Annotated in this window: 17 protein-coding genes; 14 read left to right on the top strand and 3 right to left on the bottom strand. The window is 59.2% G+C overall.

Annotated features, from left to right (window positions below; translation table 11 throughout):
• Positions 1-47: 47 nt before the first annotated feature.
• The 7 genes from BLV61_RS09525 to BLV61_RS31870 all read left to right on the top strand — a co-directional run bounded on the left by BLV61_RS09525 (position 48) and on the right by BLV61_RS31870 (position 8847).
• Entirely contained in the window at positions 48-854 is an 807-nt protein-coding gene (locus tag BLV61_RS09525) for a shikimate dehydrogenase family protein (protein WP_090464439.1), read from the top strand.
• Positions 855-1085: 231 nt separating this feature from the next.
• On the top strand, positions 1086-1895 hold the full coding sequence (locus tag BLV61_RS09520) for an IclR family transcriptional regulator (protein WP_090464437.1): 810 nt from the start codon (positions 1086-1088) through the stop codon (positions 1893-1895).
• A 179-nt stretch (positions 1896-2074) separates the two neighbouring features.
• Positions 2075-3493, top strand: coding sequence for an MFS transporter (locus BLV61_RS09515; protein WP_244159837.1), 1419 nt, complete (start codon positions 2075-2077; stop codon positions 3491-3493).
• A gap of 38 nt (positions 3494-3531) precedes the next feature.
• Complete coding sequence (locus tag BLV61_RS09510; RefSeq protein WP_090464431.1) at positions 3532-4341, top strand: sugar phosphate isomerase/epimerase family protein; 810 nt, start codon at positions 3532-3534, stop codon at positions 4339-4341.
• A 44-nt stretch (positions 4342-4385) separates the two neighbouring features.
• Positions 4386-6104 (top strand): FAD-dependent oxidoreductase, encoded by a 1719-nt coding sequence (locus BLV61_RS09505; RefSeq protein ID WP_090464428.1) that lies wholly within the window; start codon positions 4386-4388, stop codon positions 6102-6104.
• 90 nt (positions 6105-6194) lie between these two features.
• The gene (locus BLV61_RS09500) at positions 6195-7946 is read left to right on the top strand and encodes an FAD-dependent oxidoreductase (RefSeq protein WP_208604204.1); all 1752 of its coding nucleotides are present in this window, start codon (positions 6195-6197) and stop codon (positions 7944-7946) included.
• A 766-nt stretch (positions 7947-8712) separates the two neighbouring features.
• A complete protein-coding gene (locus BLV61_RS31870; protein ID WP_279627442.1) occupies positions 8713-8847 on the top strand; it encodes a hypothetical protein in 135 nt (44 codons plus the stop codon).
• Positions 8848-8852: 5 nt separating this feature from the next.
• Here BLV61_RS31870 and BLV61_RS09495 read toward each other — a convergent pair whose 3' ends face one another.
• The 3 genes from BLV61_RS09495 to BLV61_RS09485 form a co-directional block, all read right to left on the bottom strand.
• On the bottom strand, positions 8853-10100 hold the full coding sequence (locus BLV61_RS09495; protein WP_047532384.1) for a ribonucleotide-diphosphate reductase subunit beta: 1248 nt from the start codon (positions 10098-10100) through the stop codon (positions 8853-8855).
• 513 nt (positions 10101-10613) lie between these two features.
• Complete coding sequence (locus tag BLV61_RS09490) at positions 10614-10949, bottom strand: hypothetical protein (RefSeq protein ID WP_090464424.1); 336 nt, start codon at positions 10947-10949, stop codon at positions 10614-10616.
• A gap of 191 nt (positions 10950-11140) precedes the next feature.
• Positions 11141-11404, bottom strand: coding sequence for a DUF2790 domain-containing protein (locus BLV61_RS09485; RefSeq protein ID WP_047532382.1), 264 nt, complete (start codon positions 11402-11404; stop codon positions 11141-11143).
• Positions 11405-11881: 477 nt separating this feature from the next.
• Here BLV61_RS09485 and acs point away from each other — a divergent pair, with 477 nt between their 5' ends.
• The 7 genes from acs to argR all read left to right on the top strand — a co-directional run bounded on the left by acs (position 11882) and on the right by argR (position 19789).
• Positions 11882-13837 (top strand): acetate--CoA ligase, encoded by a 1956-nt coding sequence (gene acs, locus BLV61_RS09480; RefSeq protein ID WP_090464421.1) that lies wholly within the window; start codon positions 11882-11884, stop codon positions 13835-13837.
• A gap of 700 nt (positions 13838-14537) precedes the next feature.
• Complete coding sequence (locus tag BLV61_RS09475; protein ID WP_047532380.1) at positions 14538-15314, top strand: ABC transporter substrate-binding protein; 777 nt, start codon at positions 14538-14540, stop codon at positions 15312-15314.
• 92 nt (positions 15315-15406) lie between these two features.
• Positions 15407-16096 carry an ABC transporter permease gene (locus BLV61_RS09470; RefSeq protein ID WP_047532379.1) on the top strand — a complete coding sequence of 230 codons (690 nt, stop codon included), beginning with the start codon at positions 15407-15409 and terminating at the stop codon, positions 16094-16096.
• Positions 16093-16791, top strand: coding sequence for an ABC transporter permease (locus tag BLV61_RS09465; protein ID WP_047532378.1), 699 nt, complete (start codon positions 16093-16095; stop codon positions 16789-16791). The genes BLV61_RS09470 and BLV61_RS09465 overlap by 4 nt, the downstream gene beginning before the upstream one ends.
• Position 16792: 1 nt before the next feature.
• Positions 16793-17905: a M14 family metallopeptidase gene (locus tag BLV61_RS09460; protein WP_047532377.1), complete on the top strand. Its 1113-nt coding sequence runs from the start codon at positions 16793-16795 to the stop codon at positions 17903-17905.
• 27 nt (positions 17906-17932) lie between these two features.
• Complete coding sequence (locus tag BLV61_RS09455) at positions 17933-18697, top strand: ABC transporter ATP-binding protein (protein WP_007971015.1); 765 nt, start codon at positions 17933-17935, stop codon at positions 18695-18697.
• A 111-nt stretch (positions 18698-18808) separates the two neighbouring features.
• The gene (gene argR, locus BLV61_RS09450) at positions 18809-19789 is read left to right on the top strand and encodes a transcriptional regulator ArgR (protein ID WP_047532376.1); all 981 of its coding nucleotides are present in this window, start codon (positions 18809-18811) and stop codon (positions 19787-19789) included.
• Positions 19790-19795: the final 6 nt, after the last annotated feature.

Here is a 19795-nt window from a genome sequence, read left to right as displayed (position 1 = left end):
GCGGGTAGTACGCCGGACAAAGCCATGGAATACCCTAGGAGAACGTGATGTCTGAGTTGTTGATACCCAGTCCTACAGGCAATACCCGAATTTTTGCGGTTGTAGGTGATCCGGTAAAACAGGTGAAGGCTCCACAGTTACTGAATAAGGTGTTCACCGAGGAAGGCGTGGATGCGGTGATGATTGCGGTGCATGCGCGCCCTGAACAGCTCGCTACCGTGATACGCGGCCTACAAGCGATGGAAAATTTTTCGGGAATGCTGATCACCATCCCGTACAAGTTTGCCGCTCGTGAGTTCGCGGATAAGGTGAGCCTCGCCGTTCAGGTCTCCGGCAGCACCAACGCATTGCGGCGCAACGAACAAGGAGTGTGGGAGGCTGATAACTTCGATGGCACAGGCTTTGTCCTGGGCATGCAGCGCAAGGGGTACGAACTGGCGGGGAAGCGTGTCGTAATAGCCGGAGGTGGTGGTGCGGGAAGTTCGATAGCTGCAGCATTACTGCAAGCAGGAATAGACCGGTTGTATCTGCAAGAACCGGATACGGTCAAAGCCCAAGCACTGCTCGCCAGGCTGGATCAACATTGGCCGGGGCGATGCGAGGTTGCTCAGCCGCAACACCTTAGGTTGGTTGACGTTGTCATCAACGCTACGCCGTTAGGGCTCTCGGATGAAGATCCACTTCCTATTGATCTCGCCGACCTGTCTCCCGGAACACTGGTGGCAGATATCATCATGCAACCCGTCGAGACTCGCCTGCTACGCGTGGCGCAAGCTGCGGGCCACCCTGTGCATCCAGGAAGCTACATGCTCAGTGAGCAATTAGGTTGCTACAAGAAGTTTTTCGGGATCTGAGTCCTTCACTGCCGGGACACCAGGATTAGCGTGATTATCCTTTTTTGCGCGGCCAGGTGAGCTGACAGCAACACAGCCAGGCCTTCTCTTTGGCAATGAGTCATGAGCACCCGCGATAAATGGTGGGCTGTAAACTGAACGGTCCCTTCGTTTGCAGCCTCACAAAGATTGGAATAGTATTCCAATACATTTTTCGTCGGGAGCTCATCTCTCACAAGCTAAGGAACAACTATGAGTAATGCGTTGGAACGCGGCCTGCACGCTATTGAGCTGTTGGCCGGAAAAAGCACCGGGCTAGCCCTTCAGCAAGTAGCTGAAGCCTTGGACATTCCGCCGAGCGCTACTCACCGCATGCTTAATTGCTTGGTCGAACAGGGTTTTGTGCGCCAAGACCATCAGCACGGCAATTATGTTCTCGCCCTCAAGGTGGTCTCGCTTGCACTAAAGCATCTGTCCCAGAGCGACATGGTCGACCTCGCCAAACCGGTACTTGATCGCCTCGCCCGCCTGTCCGGCGAACTCGTGCGCTTGAGCATTGTAGATGGCGATAATTTGGTATGGATCTCCAAGGCACAAGGCACGCGCTCCGGGCTGCGCTACGATCCTGATGCTGGTGCCGAAGCCAAACTCTGTTGCACGGCGTCGGGACTTGCCTGGCTGAGCTGCCTGAGTAACGAACGCGCACTGGAGCTGGTTTACCGCCAAGGCCTGTCCAAACCCGGTGAATATGGCCCCAACGCGGCGACCACGATTGAACAGCTGCTTAATCATCTGCAGCTCGCACGTGATCAAAGCTATGCCTCAGTCGACGAAAGTTTTGAAATTGGCGCGGCGGCGATGGCTGCTGCAATCCGCGATTCGCAGCAACAAGTTATCGGCGTTATCAGTATTGCCGGTCCAAGCGTTCGCCTAACCCCTGAGCGTATGCAGTCCCTCAAAGCGGCGTTGCTGGAGGCTGCTGAAGAAATCACCGCAATCAGTCTGGACAGTCTTCCCAAGCTGTCGATGATGACCTCCCGAGTCAGCGAGCAGACCGACTGATCGGGTCCCCCGACCAAACGCGGCCTGTCGTCCTGACCTGGCCGCTTCCTCAGATGAAACCTTGATATCGAGCGCTTTTGAATAGCGCAGGATCCCTGCCGAACAAAAATCGCTTGGAATACATTTTATTTTTGGAATGATATTCCAACAATGTTATTGTCATCACCGCAGTCCTCGAATTGCTTTGGCACCCTCAGAAAAAATGCCATGGCAAGGGAAGGCGCTTTGATAAAAACAAAAAGCAGGAGTCATCTATGTCGAACTCTTTAAACCTTGATGTCAGCACCTTCATGGACTCTAGAAAGATGAGCGCCAGGCAATGGGTGGTGCTGTTCTTGGGCTTCATGGTGCTGGTCTTTGATGGCTTCGATACGACGGCGATCGGATTCATCGCCCCCGCGCTGATCGATGACTGGGGGGTGCTGCGACATGACCTTGGACCCGTGATGATGAGCGGCCTGCTCGGACTAGCTTTTGGTTCATTGACTGCGGGCCCATTGGCTGATCGTTTTGGCCGCAGGCCAGTGATCATCGGATCAGTGCTGCTCTTCGGTTTCTGGAGCCTGGCTTCAGCCTGGTCTACCGGGATTGTCAGCCTGACAGTCCTGCGGTTTCTGACCGGGGTCGGTCTGGGTGCATCAATGCCTAATACCGCGACCCTGGTCTCCGAATTTGCACCCAAGCGTTACCGCTCTCATATGGTCTCGTTCATCTACTGCGGTTTCGCCTTTGGCGCGGCCATGGGTGGCCTGGGGAGTGAGTGGCTGATTGAACAGTTTGGCTGGCGATCGGTGTTGGTGGTCGGCGGTGTGCTACCCATTGCCTTTGCCCTCCTGCTGCTGCTCAGCCTTCCGGAGTCCATCCGCTTTCTGGCCCAGAACAGCGCTTTGAAGGAGCGTCTGATCAAGGCAATCAACAAAGTTGTCCCTGGCCTGGCCGACTCCCAGACCCGATTCCATAGCAGCGAAGCGTCGATCAAGGAGACAGGCAAGGTCAGCGCACTGTTCGCGTCCGGCTATAGCCTTGGCACCTGCATGATCTGGATCACCCTGTTCATGGGTCTGCTGACCATGTACCTGCTATCAAGCTGGCTACCTCTGCTCAGCCGCGATGCCGGGCTGAGCATGGGAGAGGCGGCACTGCTGGGCTCATTGCTGCAGATCGGCGGGATGCTGGGCAACTTCACTGTTGGCATGAAGATGGACCGCTGGGACCACCATAAGGTGGTCGGGCTGACGGTCTTTTGCGGTGGCGCCTGCGCGGTGCTCATCGCACTGCAGCAGCCGACGATGCAGGTCCTCTGCCCGTTGATCCTGCTACTGGGCTACTTCCTCAATGGCGTCAACGTCGGTGGCTACGCGCTGGCCGCCGCATTCTATCCAACCCAGATCCGTGCCACCGGGGTGTGCTGGGCGACCGGCATCGGTCGCCTGGGCGCTATCAGCGGCGCCGGCATCGGCGCGCTCATGCTCGCCGCCCAGTGGAATTTCAGCCAGGTCTTCCTGTTCCTCGCCATCCCCTCCTTGATTGGCGTTATGGCGCTGTGGATCAAAGGCCGTAAGCGCAGAACGTCGGCGATTCCCACTGCAGTCAACTAAACCCCAGTGTGCTTTTAACCCCTCTATGGAGACATGCCATGCACGCCAGCTATTCCATTGCCCAACTGACCGCTCTCGATTTCAGCCCTCCCGAAATGATCGAGCTGGCTGCCCGCACCGGCTATGACCAGGCTGGCGTGCGCCTGTTGCCGGTGGCTCCAGGGGCTGTGGCCTATTCATTGATGGATAACAAACCCATGCTGCGTGAAACGCTCGCGCGGATGAACGACACCGGGGTGAAGGTATTCGACCTGGAGTTGATTCGCCTCGATGCGCAATTCGATGTGCAACGTTACCTGCCTTTTTTCGAGGTCGGTGCGCAGCTCGGGGCCAAGGCCGTACTGGTGGCCGGCGACGATCCGGAACAAGGCCGGCTGATCGAGCACTACGCTCAGCTATGCGACGCCATGCAGCCCTTCGGCCTTTCAGCAGACCTGGAATTCATGCCCTGGACGGCCGTCAACGACCTGGCCAGTGCACTCCATATTGTTGAACAGGCCGACCGAGCCAACGCAGGCATTCTGGTCGATGCCTTGCACTTTGATCGTTCCGACAGCCGCTTCGAGGATCTGCAACGAATCCCCGCGCAGTGGCTGCACTACGCCCAAATATGCGATGGCCCGGCGCTGCGGCCGGACACCCGTGAGGGGCTGATTCACGCGGCTCGCTGCGAGCGCTTGTTGCCTGGCGAAGGTGACATCGATCTGGCGAGGATCTGGCGCAGCCTCCCGGCTGAGGTTCCGGTCAGTGTCGAAATCCCGCATGACAGCAGGGTTGCGCAAGTGGGGGTGGAGGCGTGGGCCCGACAGGCATTGGCCGCCGCCAAGGCAATCATCGAGCCGCTGTAAATCATCGACGTATGTTTAAACACGCCACACTAGGAGACTGCTGAATGCATGCCGACACTTCCCTGTACGCCACGGTGGACTGCGATGTCCTGGTCATTGGCTCCGGCGCGGCCGGGCTCAGCGCAGCCGTGACCGCCGCCTGGCATGGCCTGCGGGTGATCGTGGTCGAGAAGGACGAGGTGTTCGGCGGTGCCACCGCCTGGTCCGGTGGCTGGATGTGGGTGCCCTGCAATCCGCTGGCGCAGCGTGCCGGGATCATTGAAGACCGCCGGCTACCGCGTACCTACCTCGAACATGAATTGGGCGAACACTTCGATCCCGCGATGATCGATGCCTTTCTCGAAGCTGCGCCCAACATGGTCTCATTTTTCGAGCGCCATACCGCTTTGCAATTCGCCGACGGCAACGCCATTGCCGACATTCACGGTGACACACCTGGCGCTGGCACCGGCGGCCGATCGGTGATCGCCGCGCCCTACAACGCCTACGAGGCAGGCAAACTGCTCAAGCGGCTGCGCAAGACCATGCGCGAAACTTCATTCATGGGCATGCCGATCATGGCCGGCCGTGACCTGACAGCTTTCCTCACCCTTACGCGCTCCTGGCGCTCGCTGATGCACGTGACCAAACGCTTCGGCAAACACTTGATCGACCTGGCGCTCAAGGGGCGCGCCATGTATCTGGTCAACGGCGTCGCGCTGATCGCCCGCCTGGCCAAGTCGGCCGAAGACCTTGGCGTCCAGCTATGGGAGTCGGCGCCGGCCACCGGGCTGATCCATGAGCACGACCGCGTTGCCGGGGCCGTGGTCGAAACCGCAAAGGGCCGTATCGCCATTCGTGCACGCAAGGGCGTGGTGCTGGCTGCGGGTGGCTTTGCCAATGACATCGAACGACGAAAGGCACTATTCCCGCGCACGCCAACCGGCCATGAGCATCTGGCGTTGCCGCCGCTGAGCGTCAGTGGTGATGGTTTGCGCCTGGGCGAGAGCGTCGGCGGTCAGGTCGCCGATGACCTGGCCTGTCCTGCCGCCTGGGCTCCCGTGTCGCGAGTGCCCTACAAGGACGGTAGCTTCGGCCACTTCCCGCACATCATCGAACGCGGCAAGCCAGGCATCATCGGCGTCCTCGCCAACGGCCAGCGTTTCGTCAATGAGGCCAATGGTTACTACGACTATGTTGCAGCGATGGTCGCGGCCGCGCCCGGCACCGAGGTCGCCTCCTGGTTGATCTGCACGCACGCATTTCAGCGGCGTTACGGGCTGGGTGTTTCCCGGCCATTCCCATTGCCAGTTGAGCCGTTCATTCGCACCGGCTACCTGAAGACCGGCCACTCCATCGAGGCGTTAGCGACGGCGTGCGGTATTGACCCCATAGGCCTCAGCCAGACCTTGGCCGAGTACAACCGCCACGCCCGCAACGGTGCAGACCCGCAGTTCGGTCGCGGTACTACTCCTTACAATCGCAAACAGGGTGATGCACAGCACAAGCCCAACCCTTGCGTCGCGCCGATCGAGCAGGGTCCATTCTATGCGGTGAAGGTCGAAGTGGGCTGCTTCGGCACCTTCGCGGGCCTCAAGACCAATGCCCATGCGCAAGTCCTCAACGGTGAAGGACAGCCGATCGCGGGTCTTTATTCAGCTGGATCCGACATGGCCAGCATCATGGGCGGCCACTACCCAGCCGGCGGTATCAACCTGGGGCCAGCCGCCACGTTCGGCTATATCGCCGGCCGCCACCTGGCTGGCGCCACAGCCTACGAATAACCACACGCCCAGACTACTGGCCTTAACCTTCGAGCGATCCACCATGCCGTTTGCTGCCAAGACCTTCGCCCTGACCATTGAGGAGAAATCATGATGAACACCATTAACCACATCCCCCCGCACTGGGACCAGGAAGTCGACCTGTTGGTGTTCGGCGCAGGCACCGCAGGCATGACTACCGCATTGATGGCTAACCACCACGGGCTGGACGTGTTGCTGTGTGAAAAGACCGCGGTCGTGGGCGGCATCAGTGCGACCTCGGGCGGTACCACATGGGTGCCCGGCACCACCCAGAGCCGGCGCGCCGGGGTGCCGGACACCGTGGCGGATGCCGCCACCTTCCTCAAGGCGGTGGTCGCTGAGCGCGGTGGTGAAGCCTTGCGCGAAGCCTTTCTGGCCAGCGGGCCGCAGGCAATTGATGAGTTGGAGCGTATCAGCGAAGTGAAATTCGTGGCCGCCGCCGCCCACCCCGACTACGTCAGCGGCCCAGGCGCAGCGTTCGGGGGCCGGGCCCTGGCACCGCTCGCGTTCGACGGCAGGTTACTGGGCAAAGACTTCGCCCGCGTGCGGCCACCACGCCCGGAGTTCATGGGGCTGGGCGGCATGATGGTGCCGCGCGCCGACCTGGATGCGCTGCTGTCGCCATTTGCCTCGTTGAAAAACCTGACCCGCACCCTGAGCGTGGTCGGCCGCTATTGCATCGACCGCCTGAGCCACCCCCGAGGCACAAACTTGGTCATGGGCAACGCCCTGGTCGCCCGGTTGTTCTATAGCCTGCGCCAGCGCAACGTGGCAATTCGTTTTGAAACCCCCTTGCACGAATTGATCCTGGAAAACGGCCAGGTGGTGGGCGCCGTGGTGCTGAACAACGGCCAGCCCCAGCGCATCCGCGCCCGCCGTGGCGTGGTATTGGCCACCGGCGGAGTGACCCGCCACCCGACCTTGCGTAAGCAATTGTTCCCGGCCGCGGCCCAACCCCTTTCACTGGCGCCCATGACCCATACCGGCGACGGCATCGACCGTGCGCTGAAGGCCAACGCCCAGCTCGACAACGGCCACGACAGCCCCGGTCTGTGGATGCCCTGCTCGATCCGCACAGCCAAGGATGGCTACCAGGCCGTCTGGCCACACATCCTGCTAGACCGCGCCAAACCAGGGCTGATCGCTGTGAATGGCCGGGGCCTGCGCTTCGTCAATGAGTCCGACTCCTACCACGACTTTGTCATGGGCATGCTTGCCGATGGCAGCCCCACTGCCCACCTGATCTGCGACGAAGTCTTCTTGCGCCGCTACGGCCTGGGCCTGGTGATGCCGCTACGCAGCGCCTTCAATATCGCCAGCTTCGTCAAGGCCGGCTACCTGGTTAAGGGCCGCACCCTTGCCGAGCTTGCCAGCAAGCTCAAGGTCGATGCCGAGGGACTTGCGAACACGGTCAGCACCTACAACGTCGCCGCCGCACGCGGCGACGATCCGGTGTTCAAGCGTGGCAGCAGCCCCATGAACCGCCACAACGGCGACCCGCAGCAAACGCCCAATCCCTGCGTGCGCCCGCTGGGCGAAGGCCCCTACTACGCAGTCACTGTGCAACCGGCCGACCTTGCCTGTAGCGCCGGCTTGAACGGCAACGCCGACGGCCAGGTGCTCGACATCCGGGGTCAGGTGATAGAAGGGCTTTATGCCTGCGGGAATGACTTGACCTCGATTTTCCGCGGCACTTACCCAGGCCCGGGCACGACCCTGGGGCCGGCGATTGTGTTTGGCTGGCGAGTGGCCCGGCATGCGGCGGGGGTGGATGATGCCAAGGTGGACGTGGCAGAAACTGTCAAGATGGCGGCACGTTGACTACAGATTGTGGTCCACGTCTCCTTGTTGGTTTGATAGGCACATCCGAATGACGGCTTCTGGCCGATTCTGTTGAAAAAGTAGCTTCCCTGTCTGGCCTGCGGCAAAACCTCTGCATGGGCCAGCAGGGAAGCACGCAGCAGGATGGGACAGTTATCGAGTGTGCAGGAGCGGCTGTTTTACCACTCAATGTGGTGAGTAGGTTCTCCGGTGGTGGTCGTGCCTGACTTCAGGCGATCTGAAAATCCGACTTTTTCAACAGAATCGACCCAAGGCAGACATTCAGTTTGCCAAACTCGAAGTGGCGACGCTGTTCACTGCCTTTGGCGGTCACCGCCAGTGTGGGCTGACACTCGAGCGGAACGAAACTGATAGAGGCCCAGAGAATACCTCCCTGCTAGAAGTCAGCTCTCATCCTGGCAGTTGTATGGCTCTGTGAAGGTGATTCGGCGAATTATCCGTAACTCGAGCCGACGCGCGCAGCGGCAGCTGACTGAACATAACCTGATCGGCTCGACGCCCGGCAGAGTGCAGCAGCTTTTCAGTCTGCGCAGTATTTGAGCCACGCGGTAATGGTATTTAGCAGTCACTGGATTGCTGAAAAGTGGTTAGGGCGACCATGTAAACATTTGGCTGCTCAACTCCCGCTGGAATGGATCGGCAACTGGTGGGGTTCCAGGTTTTTAATGATTATCTGCAGTGTATCGAGTTCGGGTTTTATCGCTGTTAGTCTCTTTCGAGCATTCTCCGCTTCTGGAGTTTCCTTTTGCTCACCTTGCTTAAGCTTTTATCAATGCAGAAAAAAGCCACCTCAGCTTGCGGCTGCGGTGGCTTTGTATTCAACGCGATGGTTTCAGCTGATCTTGAAAAAAGTTCAGTGGGTCATGAAAACCTACGCTGAGGGGGTTAATCCCAGCTCAGTGCGCCACCGGTTTGGTATTCAATAACCCGAGTCTCAAAGAAGTTCTTCTCTTTCTTCAAGTCCATGATCTCGCTCATCCATGGGAACGGGTTAGTGGTGCCTGGGTATTCTTCTTTCAAACCGATCTGCGACAGGCGACGGTTGGCGATGAACTTGAGGTAGTCCTCCATCATCGCTGCGTTCATGCCCAGTACGCCGCGAGGCATGGTGTCGCGGGCGTATTCGATTTCCAGTTGAGTGCCTTGCAGGATCATCTGGGTTGCTTCTTCCTTCATTTCGGCATCCCACAGGTGTGGGTTTTCGATTTTGATCTGGTTGATCACGTCGATGCCGAAGTTCAGGTGCATGGATTCGTCGCGCAGGATGTATTGGAACTGCTCGGCGACGCCGGTCATTTTGTTGCGACGGCCCATGGACAGGATCTGGGTGAAGCCGCAGTAGAAGAAGATGCCTTCCAGAACGCAGTAGTAGGCGATCAGGTTGCGCAGCAGTTCTTTGTCGGTTTCGACGGTGCCGGTTTCGAACTTCGGATCGGAGATCGAACGGGTGTATTTCAGGCCCCAGGTGGCTTTTTTCGCGACCGAAGGGATCTCGTGGTACATGTTGAAGATTTCGCCTTCATCCATGGCCAGCGATTCGATGCAGTACTGGTAGGCGTGGGTGTGGATCGCCTCTTCGAACGCCTGGCGCAGGATGTACTGGCGGCATTCCGGGTTGGTGATCAGGCGGTAGACGGCCAGGACCAGGTTGTTGGCGACCAGGGAGTCGGCGGTGGAGAAGAAGCCGAGGTTGCGCATCACGATGCGGCGCTCGTCGTCGGTCAGGCCTTCCGGGTCTTTCCAGAGGGCGATGTCGGCGGTCATGTTGACTTCTTGCGGCATCCAGTGGTTTGCGCAGCCGTCCAGGTACTTCTGCCAGGCCCAGTCGTACTTGAATGGCACGAGCTGGTTGAGGTCGGCGCGGCAGTTGATCATGCGTTTTTCGTCAACGGCGACACGGGCGGAGGCGCCTTCGAGTTCGGCCAGACCTTCGGCGACGTCGAGAGCGTCCAGGGCAGCCTTGGCGCGGGCGACGGCGGCGGAGTCAGTGGCGGTTACGGCACGGGCTTCCAGGGCGGCGGCACCTCCAGCGCTGTCGAGACGGTCCATATTGGCTTCGGTGGCGTGGCCAGCGTTGGCGCTCTTGACCGCTACTTCCGTGTCTTCTTTGTCGAATTCGTCCCAGCTCAGCATGACGTGTCGTCTCCTGCGTGAGGGCCAGATTGCCCGTGTGAAATTGAGGTTGGTTTTTCACACGGCCGTACTGGCCGCGATGGATCTTAAGGAATCGTTTTTTGCAGCAGCTAAGGCAGGCAATAAAACAGAATTTTGTACGGGGTTCCGAGAGCCACTGACGGGCGCAGAAAGCATTGAGCGCTTCTGCGGGGCTTCAGACTGGCTTTTCATCCCTGTAAGGGAATATTGCAGGCCCGTTTAAGGCCGCATTATAGGGAAGTTTTCGGTGCCGTGGGGCGGCGAAATGGCTCACGGATCGGTCGACAGGGACCGTTTTTCGGTCGGAGCGAGGGTTTACAGGGCTTTGGCCGGTGCAGATTTTTTTTCGTAAATTTTTGCCCTGGGTTATTTTTGCTCAAGAAATAACCAGAAAAGGCCTTTTTTACTACATCTTGTGTTTCGAAGGGGGTTTCTCAGGCTTCAGACACAACTAAGCCCGACCGAAGTCGGGCTGGGAACGACCTTCAGTGATCACCTGAAAGTAGCCGACTCGGTGCGCTCATAACCGTCTGCTGCGACAGTCGCCGAACCGGTGCGATCGTAGCCGTCAGCGGCAACGGCGGCAGAACCGGTGCGATCGTAACCGTCAGCGGCAACGGTGGCAGAGCCGGTGCGATCGTAACCGTCAGCGGCAACGGTGGCAGAACCGGTGCGATCGTAGCCGTCAGCGGCAACGGTGGCAGAACCGGTGCGATCGTAGCCGTCAGCGGCAAAGGTGGCCGAACCGGTGCGGTCATAGCCGTCGGCGGCGAAGGTGTTAGCAGCCAGTACCGAGAGGGTCAGGGCGAGGATCAGTTTGCTTTTCATGGGGGTGACTCCAAATGGGGTGGCGTTATGTGCCTTGGGTATGGAATACATACTGCATCTGATAAATTGATTAAAATTCGCTATAAAGTGCTTAAAGAAATCGTATTTATAGATGTATCAGGTTCGACGCTTCATCTGCCTGCAACGTCGGGCGGCTGGGTCGAACCTTGGGGAGACGAGGGGCGGATGAATCAGCCGCTGGAGCAGCCGTTACCCATCACGCTGTAGCGCAGGATATGACGTTGACCCTTGGAGTCGTCATATTCCATTTTCACCGGGACAACTTCGCAAACATTGGGAACTTCGCTCATGGATATAACTTTGGCGATGTCCAGGTGCATTGAGTAAGTGTAATCCTCTACTGCGGGTTGTTGCTGCGCGACATCAGCCGGGACCTCGTCTGCCATGGCGGTAGCGCACAGACTGCTGAGGGCCAGAACCAATAAAGCTTTCATTTAAATTTTACCTTTCATAGGTCGAGTGGGGTCACGCAACCTTTTTGGGGTTGCGTGTGGAGCCGAACAACTTGGTTTTTGGGTTAACTGCCTTCGTGGGGGCTGTAACGTGGTTAACTCAGTTTGCCGGGTTGGCGATGCAGATTTTAGAGGGGAGGGGTTTATTCATATAGCCATGCTTTTGATAAACACCTTTGACAGATTTCGTAACAATCCCATGTATGGGCGAACTTGCTCGCGGCAAATCGTGGGGCGCTCCGGGGTGTCAGGTTTGGCGCGTTATTGTTCAGCAGCATCGCAAGCAAGCTCGCTCCTACAAGGGGCGGCGTGATACCGGAACATTCGTTCCAGCCTTGTTTTGCGCTTACCGGGGCATTTTGTATGGGCTTGTTACTACCATCGTCGAATGGTTCTATAGGGCCGGCCCGGCTACAACGGGGTCATACAAAAACAACTATATTCCCCGAGGTAAGAAAGATGAGTGCGGCTTCCCTGTATCCCGTTCGTCCCGAGGTTCTGGCCAACACGCTGACCGACGAGGCGACCTACAAGGCCATGTACCAGCAGTCAGTCGTCAACCCGGACGGCTTCTGGCGCGAGCAAGCCAAGCGTCTCGACTGGATCAAGCCTTTCACCACGGTAAAACAGACGTCCTTCGACGATCACCACGTCGACATCAAGTGGTTCGCCGACGGCACCCTGAACGTCTCCTACAACTGCCTCGACCGTCATCTGGCCGAGCGCGGCGATCAAGTCGCAATCATCTGGGAAGGCGATGACCCGGCCGAAAGCCGCAACATCACCTACCGCGAACTGCACGAGCAAGTCTGCAAATTCGCCAACGCCCTGCGCGGCCAGGATGTACACCGCGGCGACGTGGTGACGATCTATATGCCGATGATCCCCGAGGCCGTGGTCGCCATGCTGGCCTGTGCCCGGATCGGCGCGATTCACTCGGTGGTGTTCGGTGGTTTCTCGCCGGAAGCCCTGGCGGGCCGCATCATCGACTGCAAGTCGAAGGTGGTGATCACTGCCGACGAAGGCATTCGTGCCGGCAAGAAGATCCCGCTCAAGGCCAACGTCGACGACGCCTTGACCAACCCGGAAACCAGCAGCATCCAGAAAGTCATCGTGTGCCAGCGCACCGGCGGTGACATCAAGTGGAACCAGCATCGCGACATCTGGTACGAAGATTTGATGAAAGTGGCGGGCACCGTGTGCGCGCCGAAAGAAATGGGCGCCGAAGAAGCGCTGTTCATCCTCTACACCTCCGGCTCCACCGGCAAGCCGAAGGGCGTGCAGCACACCACCGGCGGCTACCTGTTGTACGCGGCCATGACCCACGAGCGCGTATTCGACTACCGCCCGGGTGAGGTCTACTGGTGCACCGCCGACGTCGGTTGGGTCACTGGTCACTCCTATATTGTCTACGGCCCGCTGGCCAACGGCGCGACCACGCTGCTGTTCGAAGGCGTGCCGAACTACCCGGACATCACCCGAGTGGCGAAGATCGTCGACAAGCACAAGGTCAACATCCTCTACACCGCACCAACCGCCATTCGCGCCATGATGGCTTCGGGCACCGCAGCCGTCGAAGGTGCTGACGGCAGCAGCCTGCGCCTGCTCGGTTCGGTGGGCGAGCCGATCAACCCGGAAGCCTGGGAGTGGTACTACAAGAATGTCGGCAAGTCCCGTTGCCCGATCGTCGACACCTGGTGGCAGACCGAAACCGGCGGCAACATGATGAGCCCGCTGCCGGGCGCGCATGCCCTCAAGCCGGGTTCGGCGGCACGTCCGTTCTTCGGCGTGGTACCAGCGCTGGTGGACAACCTGGGCAACATCATCGAAGGCGAGGCCGAGGGCAACCTGGTGATTCTCGATTCGTGGCCAGGCCAGGCACGCACGCTGTACGGCGACCACGACCGTTTCGTCGACACCTACTTCAAGACCTTCCGTGGCATGTACTTCACCGGTGACGGCGCCCGCCGTGACGCCGACGGTTACTACTGGATCACCGGTCGCGTCGACGACGTGCTCAACGTGTCCGGCCACCGCATGGGCACCGCCGAGATCGAAAGCGCGATGGTCGCTCACCCGAAAGTCGCCGAAGCGGCGGTGGTTGGTGTGCCGCATGACATCAAGGGGCAGGGCATTTATGTCTACGTCACCCTGAAAAACGGCGAGGAGCCGAACGAGCAACTGCGCCTGGAACTGAAAAACTGGGTGCGCAAGGAGATCGGCCCAATCGCTTCGCCGGACGTCATCCAGTGGGCGCCAGGCCTGCCGAAAACCCGTTCGGGCAAGATCATGCGCCGGATTCTGCGCAAGATCGCGACCGGCGAATACGATGGCTTGGGGGATATCTCCACACTGGCCGATCCGAGCGTGGTGCAGCATTTGATTGATACGCACAAGACTATGAATGTTGCGTAAGTAGCGTTCGGCGTCATTCAAAGCCCCGCCAGGTGTTGAGCCTGGCGGGGTTTTTTAATGTCGGGTGATTGTGTGGTGGCTGTGCGGGCCTCTTCGCGGGCAAGCCCGCTCCCACAGGTTTCGGTCGTGTGGCGTAAATCGCAGTCACTCCATTGATCCTTGTGGGAGCGAGCTTGCTCGCGAAGGCGGCCTGTCGGTCGCCATCTATGCAACAGCCAATAATTATCGGTTTCCCCTGTAGGCTGTTTCCCGCTGTTACCCCTGATCCTTCAAGTTACTAAATGTGTAACCGCCCGCGCCGATACGGGGCATAGGGAAACGCCAGGCCCCGGATGAGGGCACTCAGAACGCCCCTCAAAAATAAGAACCCACGCTGCGCTTGCTGGATTTGAAGGGTTTGCTAATAATAGGCCCGCAATTTGCAATGTATATCGGTTCACTGTCTTTTGCTCTTGCATGATTTTGCAGGGCTGTCAACGTGCCAAACCGGCTTTCTCAGTGCTTCTGTAACTAGTTGTCGCATTGAAGAAATATCGGCTTCGGGCCTGTCGTTAGAATGCCGATCACTCGCTCGTCGTTGCTCGTGTTGAAATTTCGCACGTGCACTGTAGGACGCAGCAAAACTATCCGGTTCCACTCATTCGCATATTGGGCTGTCGCTCACTCTGCCGTTTTAGCCCTTTACCGATGGAGTCCCAAGATGAAGAAACTCGTGCTGCTTGGCGCCCTGGCACTGTCCGTGCTGTCCCTGCCAACCTTCGCCGATGAAAAGCCTCTGAAAATTGGTATCGAAGCGGCTTACCCTCCGTTCGCTTCCAAGGCCCCGGACGGCAGCATCGTTGGTTTCGACTACGACATCGGCAACGCCCTGTGCGAAGAGATGAAGGTCAAGTGCGTGTGGGTCGAGCAAGAGTTCGACGGTCTGATCCCGGCACTCAAAGTGCGCAAGATCGACGCGATTCTGTCGTCCATGTCGATCACTGAAGATCGCAAGAAGTCCGTGGACTTCACCAACAAGTACTACAACACCCCGGCCCGCCTGGTCATGAAGGAAGGCACTCAGGTCAGCGAAGGCCTGACCGAGCTCAAGGGCAAGAACATCGGCGTGCAACGTGGTTCGATCCACGAGCGTTTCGCCCGCGAAGTCCTGGCCCCGCTGGGTGCCGAGATCAAGCCTTACGGTTCGCAGAACGAAATTTACCTCGACGTGGCCGCCGGCCGCCTCGACGGCACCGTGGCAGACGCTACCCTATTGAATGACGGTTTCCTGAAGACCGACGCCGGTAAAGGTTTCGCGTTCGTCGGCCCTGCGTTCACTGACGTCAAATACTTCGGCGACGGCGTAGGCATCGCGGTTCGCAAGGGTGACAAGGCTGAGCTGGACAAGCTCAACGCCGCCATCGCCGCCATTCGTGAGAACGGCAAGTACAAGCAAATCCAGGACAAGTACTTCGATTTCGACATTTACGGCAAGTAAGTACGTCGCAACGAAAAGTCCGAAATGGCGCAAGCAACAGGATCTCTGAGGTTTGCGCCATTTTTTCATCCCAACTTTCGAGGACCTGAATCATGTTGAAAGGCTACGGGGCTGTCATCCTCGATGGCGCTTGGCTGACGCTTCAGCTCGCCTTGTCGTCCATGGCGCTGGCCATCGTTCTGGGCCTGATCGGCGTGGCGCTGCGCCTTTCGCCGGTGCGCTGGCTGGCCTGGCTGGGCGACCTGTATTCCACTGTGATCCGCGGCATTCCTGATCTGGTGTTGATCCTGCTGATTTTCTACGGGGGTCAGGACCTGCTGAACCGCGTCGCACCGCTGCTCGGCTTTGACGAGTACATCGACCTGAACCCGTTGGCCGCCGGTATCGGCACCCTGGGCTTCATCTTCGGTGCGTACCTGTCGGAGACCTTCCGTGGCGCGTTCATGGCGATCCCCAAAGGTCAGGCCGAAGCCGGCATGGCGTATGGCATGAGCAGTTTCCAGGTGTTCTTCCGCGTGCTGGTGCCGCAGATGATTCGCCTGGCGATTCCGGGCTTCACCAACAACTGGCTGGTACTGACCAAGGCGACCGCACTGATTTCGGTGGTGGGCCTGCAAGACATGATGTTCAAGGCCAAGCAGGCGGCAGACGCCACCCGTGAGCCTTTCACCTTCTTCCTCGCAGTGGCGGCGATGTACCTGGTGATCACCAGTGTCTCGTTGCTGGCACTGCGTCACCTTGAGAAGCGCTACTCGGTAGGCGTAAGGGCGGCTGATCTATGATCTTCGACTACAACGTCATTTGGGAGGCCTTGCCGCTGTACTTCGGCGGCCTGGTGACCACCCTCAAACTGCTCGCGCTGTCACTGTTCTTCGGCCTGCTGTGTGCATTGCCGCTGGGCTTGATGCGCGTCTCGAAAAACGCTGTCGTCAACATGACGGCCTGGCTCTACACCTACGTGATCCGCGGCACGCCGATGCTGGTGCAGCTGTTCCTGATCTACTACGGTCTGGCGCAGTTTGAAGCCGTACGGGAAAGCTTCCTCTGGCCTTGGCTGTCGAGCGCGACCTTCTGTGCGTGCCTGGCGTTCGCCATCAACACCAGTGCGTACACCGCCGAAATCATCGCCGGCAGCCTGCGCGCCACGCCGAACGGTGAGATCGAAGCAGCCAAGGCCATGGGCATGTCGCGCTTCAAGATGTACAAGCGCATCCTGTTGCCATCGGCCCTGCGCCGGGCCCTGCCGCAGTACAGTAACGAAGTGATCATGATGCTGCAGACCACCAGTCTGGCGTCCATCGTGACCCTGATCGACATCACCGGTGCGGCGCGCACGGTCAACGCCCAGTTCTACTTGCCGTTCGAGGCGTACATCACCGCTGGCGTGTTCTACCTGTGCCTGACCTTCATCCTGGTGAAGCTGTTCAAACTGGCCGAGCGCCGCTGGCTGGGCTATCTGGCCCCGCGGAAGCACTGATATGGAACGCATTGATCATTCATTGCCGTGGAGCCATCTGGGCAGCGAACGCCGGATTTCGGTGTTCCGCTTCGGCACCGGCGAGCGCAAGGCTTACATTCAGGCCAGCCTGCACGCCGATGAACTGCCGGGTATGCGCACGGCCTGGGCACTGAAAAAGCGCCTGGCCGAACTGGAAGCCCAAGGCTTGTTGAACGGCGTGATCGAGCTGGTGCCGGTGGCCAATCCACTGGGCCTCGGTCAACTGCTGCAAGGCAATCACCAAGGACGTTTCGAGGCGGGCAGCGGCAAGAACTTCAACCGCGACTTCGTCGAGCTCAGCGCGCCAGTGGCCGCGGGACTCGCCGGGCACCTGGGTGATGACCCGCACGCCAATATCCGTTTGATTCGCCAGGCCATGAGCGATGCGCTCGCCGCATTGCCACCGGCCAGCAGCCAGTTGCAGGGCATGCAGCGCATTTTGCTCAGCCATGCCTGCACCGCCGATGTGGTGCTGGATCTGCATTGCGACGCCGAAGCCGCGCTGCACATGTATGCCTTGCCGCAGCATTGGCCGCAGTGGCGTTCACTGGCCGCGCACCTGAATGTGAAAGTCGGTCTGCTGGCGGAAGATTCCGGCGGCAGTTCCTTTGACGAGGCCTGTTCGCTGCCGTGGTTGCGCTTGTCGCGCCTGTTCCCGGATGCGCAGATTCCGTTGGCCTGCCTGGCGACTACCGTAGAACTGGGTGGTCAGGCCGATACCGGTCGCGCCGAGTCCGAGGCTCATGCCGAAGGCATTCTGGCGTTCCTCGCCGAGCAGGGATTGATCAGCGGTGAGTGGCCGAAACCTGCGCAGGACGCGTGCGAAGGCATGCCCTTCGAAGGCACTGAATTGCTGTTTGCGCCGCACCCCGGTGTGGTGAGTTTCCTGCGCAAGCCCGGTGAATGGGTGGACGCCGGAGACGAGATTTTTGAAGTGATCGATCCGCTGGCGGATCGGGTCAGCACGGTGTGTGCTGGTACGTCCGGGGTGCTGTTTGCCATTGAGCGGCTGCGTTACGCCCAACCCGGTTTCTGGCTGGCCAAGGTGGCGGGGCGCGAAGCGCTGCGTCACGGGCGCTTGCTCAACGACTGACTGACTGTTTTTGTGAGAACCGACCGCATGTACAAACTTGAAGTCCAAGACCTGCATAAACGCTATGGCAGTCACGAAGTGCTCAAGGGCGTGTCCCTGAAAGCGGCGGCGGGTGATGTGATCAGCATCATCGGCTCCAGTGGCTCCGGCAAAAGTACTTTCCTGCGTTGCATCAACCTGCTGGAGCAGCCGCACGCGGGCAAGATTCTACTCAACAACGAAGAACTGAAACTGGTGGCGAACAAGGACGGCGCACTCAAGGCTGCCGACCCGAAACAGCTGCAACGCATGCGTTCGCGTCTGTCGATGGTGTTCCAGCATTTCAACCTGTGGTCGCACATGACTGCGCTGGAAAACATCATGGAAGCGCCGGTGCATGTACTGGGCGTGTCCAAGGCCGAAGCGCGGGAAAAAGCCGAGCACTATTTGAACAAAGTGGGTGTGGCTCACCGTAAGGATGCTTACCCGGGTCATATGTCCGGCGGCGAACAGCAGCGCGTGGCGATTGCCCGTGCGTTGGCGATGGAACCGGAAGTGATGCTGTTCGACGAACCGACCTCGGCCCTCGACCCGGAGTTGGTCGGCGACGTGCTGAAGGTGATGCAGGCCCTGGCCCAGGAAGGCCGGACCATGGTGGTGGTGACTCATGAAATGGGCTTCGCCCGTGAAGTGTCGAACCAGTTGGTGTTCCTGCACAAAGGTGTCGTCGAAGAAAGTGGCAACCCGCGCGAAGTGCTGGTGAATCCGCAGTCCGAACGTCTGCAGCAATTCCTGTCGGGTAGCCTGAAGTAATCGCTCCCGTTACGCACCAAATTAGGTCATGCTGCGCAGCGCGCCAGATGGTCTAATTTGGTTGCAGCCGCTTTTGGCTTTTAACACTGTTTTCGTTTCGGATTGCCCGCCATGACTGCCCATCGAATTGGTTTCCTTGTTTGGCCCAGCACTAAAGCACTGACGCTTGCGCTGGCTGAGGAGGCCTTGCGTGTTGCCCAGCGTGTGCATCCGGAGGTGGTTTACGAATTGTCGTTCCTGCAGGCCGAGCCACCGGCCGAAGGTGCCTGGCAATTGCCCGGCGAGGCGTGGACCGGCAAGCTCGAAAACTTTCAGAAACTGTTTCTGCTGGCAGATGAGCCACCCACCAGCCTTGCCCCGGCGCTCAGCAGTGCGCTGAAGCAACTGGTGCGTGCCGGTTGCGTGATCGGCGGTCTGTCGGCCGGTGTCTACCCGTTGGCGCAACTCGGTTTGCTCGATGGCTATCGCGCGGCCGTGCATTGGCGCTGGCAGGACGATTTCGCTGAACGCTTCCCGAAAGTCATCGCGACCAGCCATCTGTTCGACTGGGATCGTGATCGCCTGACGGCGTGCGGTGGGCTGTCGGTACTCGACTTGCTGCTGGCGGTGCTGGCCCGCGATCACGGCGCCGAGCTGGCCGGTGCGGTCTCTGAAGAACTGGTGGTCGAACGTATCCGCGAGGGTGGCGAACGCCAGCGCATTCCGTTGCAAAACCGTCTCGGCTCCAGCCATCCAAAGCTCACCCAGGCGGTGTTGCTGATGGAAGCCAACATCGAAGAGCCGTTGACCACCGACGAAATCGCCCAGCACGTGTGCGTGTCCCGTCGGCAGTTGGAGCGGATTTTCAAGCAATACCTCAACCGTGTGCCGAGCCAGTATTACCTGGAATTGCGCCTGAACAAGGCCCGGCAGATGTTGATGCAAACCAGCAAGTCGATCATTCAGATCGGCCTGTCCTGCGGCTTTTCCTCGGGGCCGCATTTCTCCAGCGCCTACCGCAACTTCTTCGGCGCCACGCCGCGGGAAGATCGCAACCAGCGGCGCAGCAGCAGCCCATTCGAGTTGTCCTCGGTGCCGTCGGAGCGCGGTTGATCCGTG

Source organism: Pseudomonas mohnii (assembly GCF_900105115.1).
GTDB lineage: Bacteria > Pseudomonadota > Gammaproteobacteria > Pseudomonadales > Pseudomonadaceae > Aquipseudomonas > Aquipseudomonas mohnii.
This window is presented reverse-complemented; position numbering and strand designations above follow the sequence as displayed.

Bases quoted from the DNA above. Each gene is read 5' to 3' on its own strand.
- BLV61_RS09495 (WP_047532384.1), bottom strand. From the start codon at position 10,100: ATGCTGAGCTGGGACGAATTCGACAAAGAAGACACGGAAGTAGCGGTC.
- BLV61_RS09520 (WP_090464437.1), top strand. From the start codon at position 1,086: ATGAGTAATGCGTTGGAACGCGGCCTGCACGCTATTGAGCTGTTGGCC.
- BLV61_RS09455 (WP_007971015.1), top strand. From the start codon at position 17,933: ATGTACAAACTTGAAGTCCAAGACCTGCATAAACGCTATGGCAGTCAC.
- BLV61_RS09525 (WP_090464439.1), top strand. From the start codon at position 48: ATGTCTGAGTTGTTGATACCCAGTCCTACAGGCAATACCCGAATTTTT.
- BLV61_RS09485 (WP_047532382.1), bottom strand. From the start codon at position 11,404: ATGAAAGCTTTATTGGTTCTGGCCCTCAGCAGTCTGTGCGCTACCGCC.
- BLV61_RS09475 (WP_047532380.1), top strand. From the start codon at position 14,538: ATGAAGAAACTCGTGCTGCTTGGCGCCCTGGCACTGTCCGTGCTGTCC.
- BLV61_RS09500 (WP_208604204.1), top strand. From the start codon at position 6,195: ATGATGAACACCATTAACCACATCCCCCCGCACTGGGACCAGGAAGTC.
- BLV61_RS09510 (WP_090464431.1), top strand. From the start codon at position 3,532: ATGCACGCCAGCTATTCCATTGCCCAACTGACCGCTCTCGATTTCAGC.
- argR (WP_047532376.1), top strand. From the start codon at position 18,809: ATGACTGCCCATCGAATTGGTTTCCTTGTTTGGCCCAGCACTAAAGCA.
- acs (WP_090464421.1), top strand. From the start codon at position 11,882: ATGAGTGCGGCTTCCCTGTATCCCGTTCGTCCCGAGGTTCTGGCCAAC.
- BLV61_RS09460 (WP_047532377.1), top strand. From the start codon at position 16,793: ATGGAACGCATTGATCATTCATTGCCGTGGAGCCATCTGGGCAGCGAA.
- BLV61_RS09505 (WP_090464428.1), top strand. From the start codon at position 4,386: ATGCATGCCGACACTTCCCTGTACGCCACGGTGGACTGCGATGTCCTG.
- BLV61_RS09465 (WP_047532378.1), top strand. From the start codon at position 16,093: ATGATCTTCGACTACAACGTCATTTGGGAGGCCTTGCCGCTGTACTTC.
- BLV61_RS09490 (WP_090464424.1), bottom strand. From the start codon at position 10,949: ATGAAAAGCAAACTGATCCTCGCCCTGACCCTCTCGGTACTGGCTGCT.
- BLV61_RS09470 (WP_047532379.1), top strand. From the start codon at position 15,407: ATGTTGAAAGGCTACGGGGCTGTCATCCTCGATGGCGCTTGGCTGACG.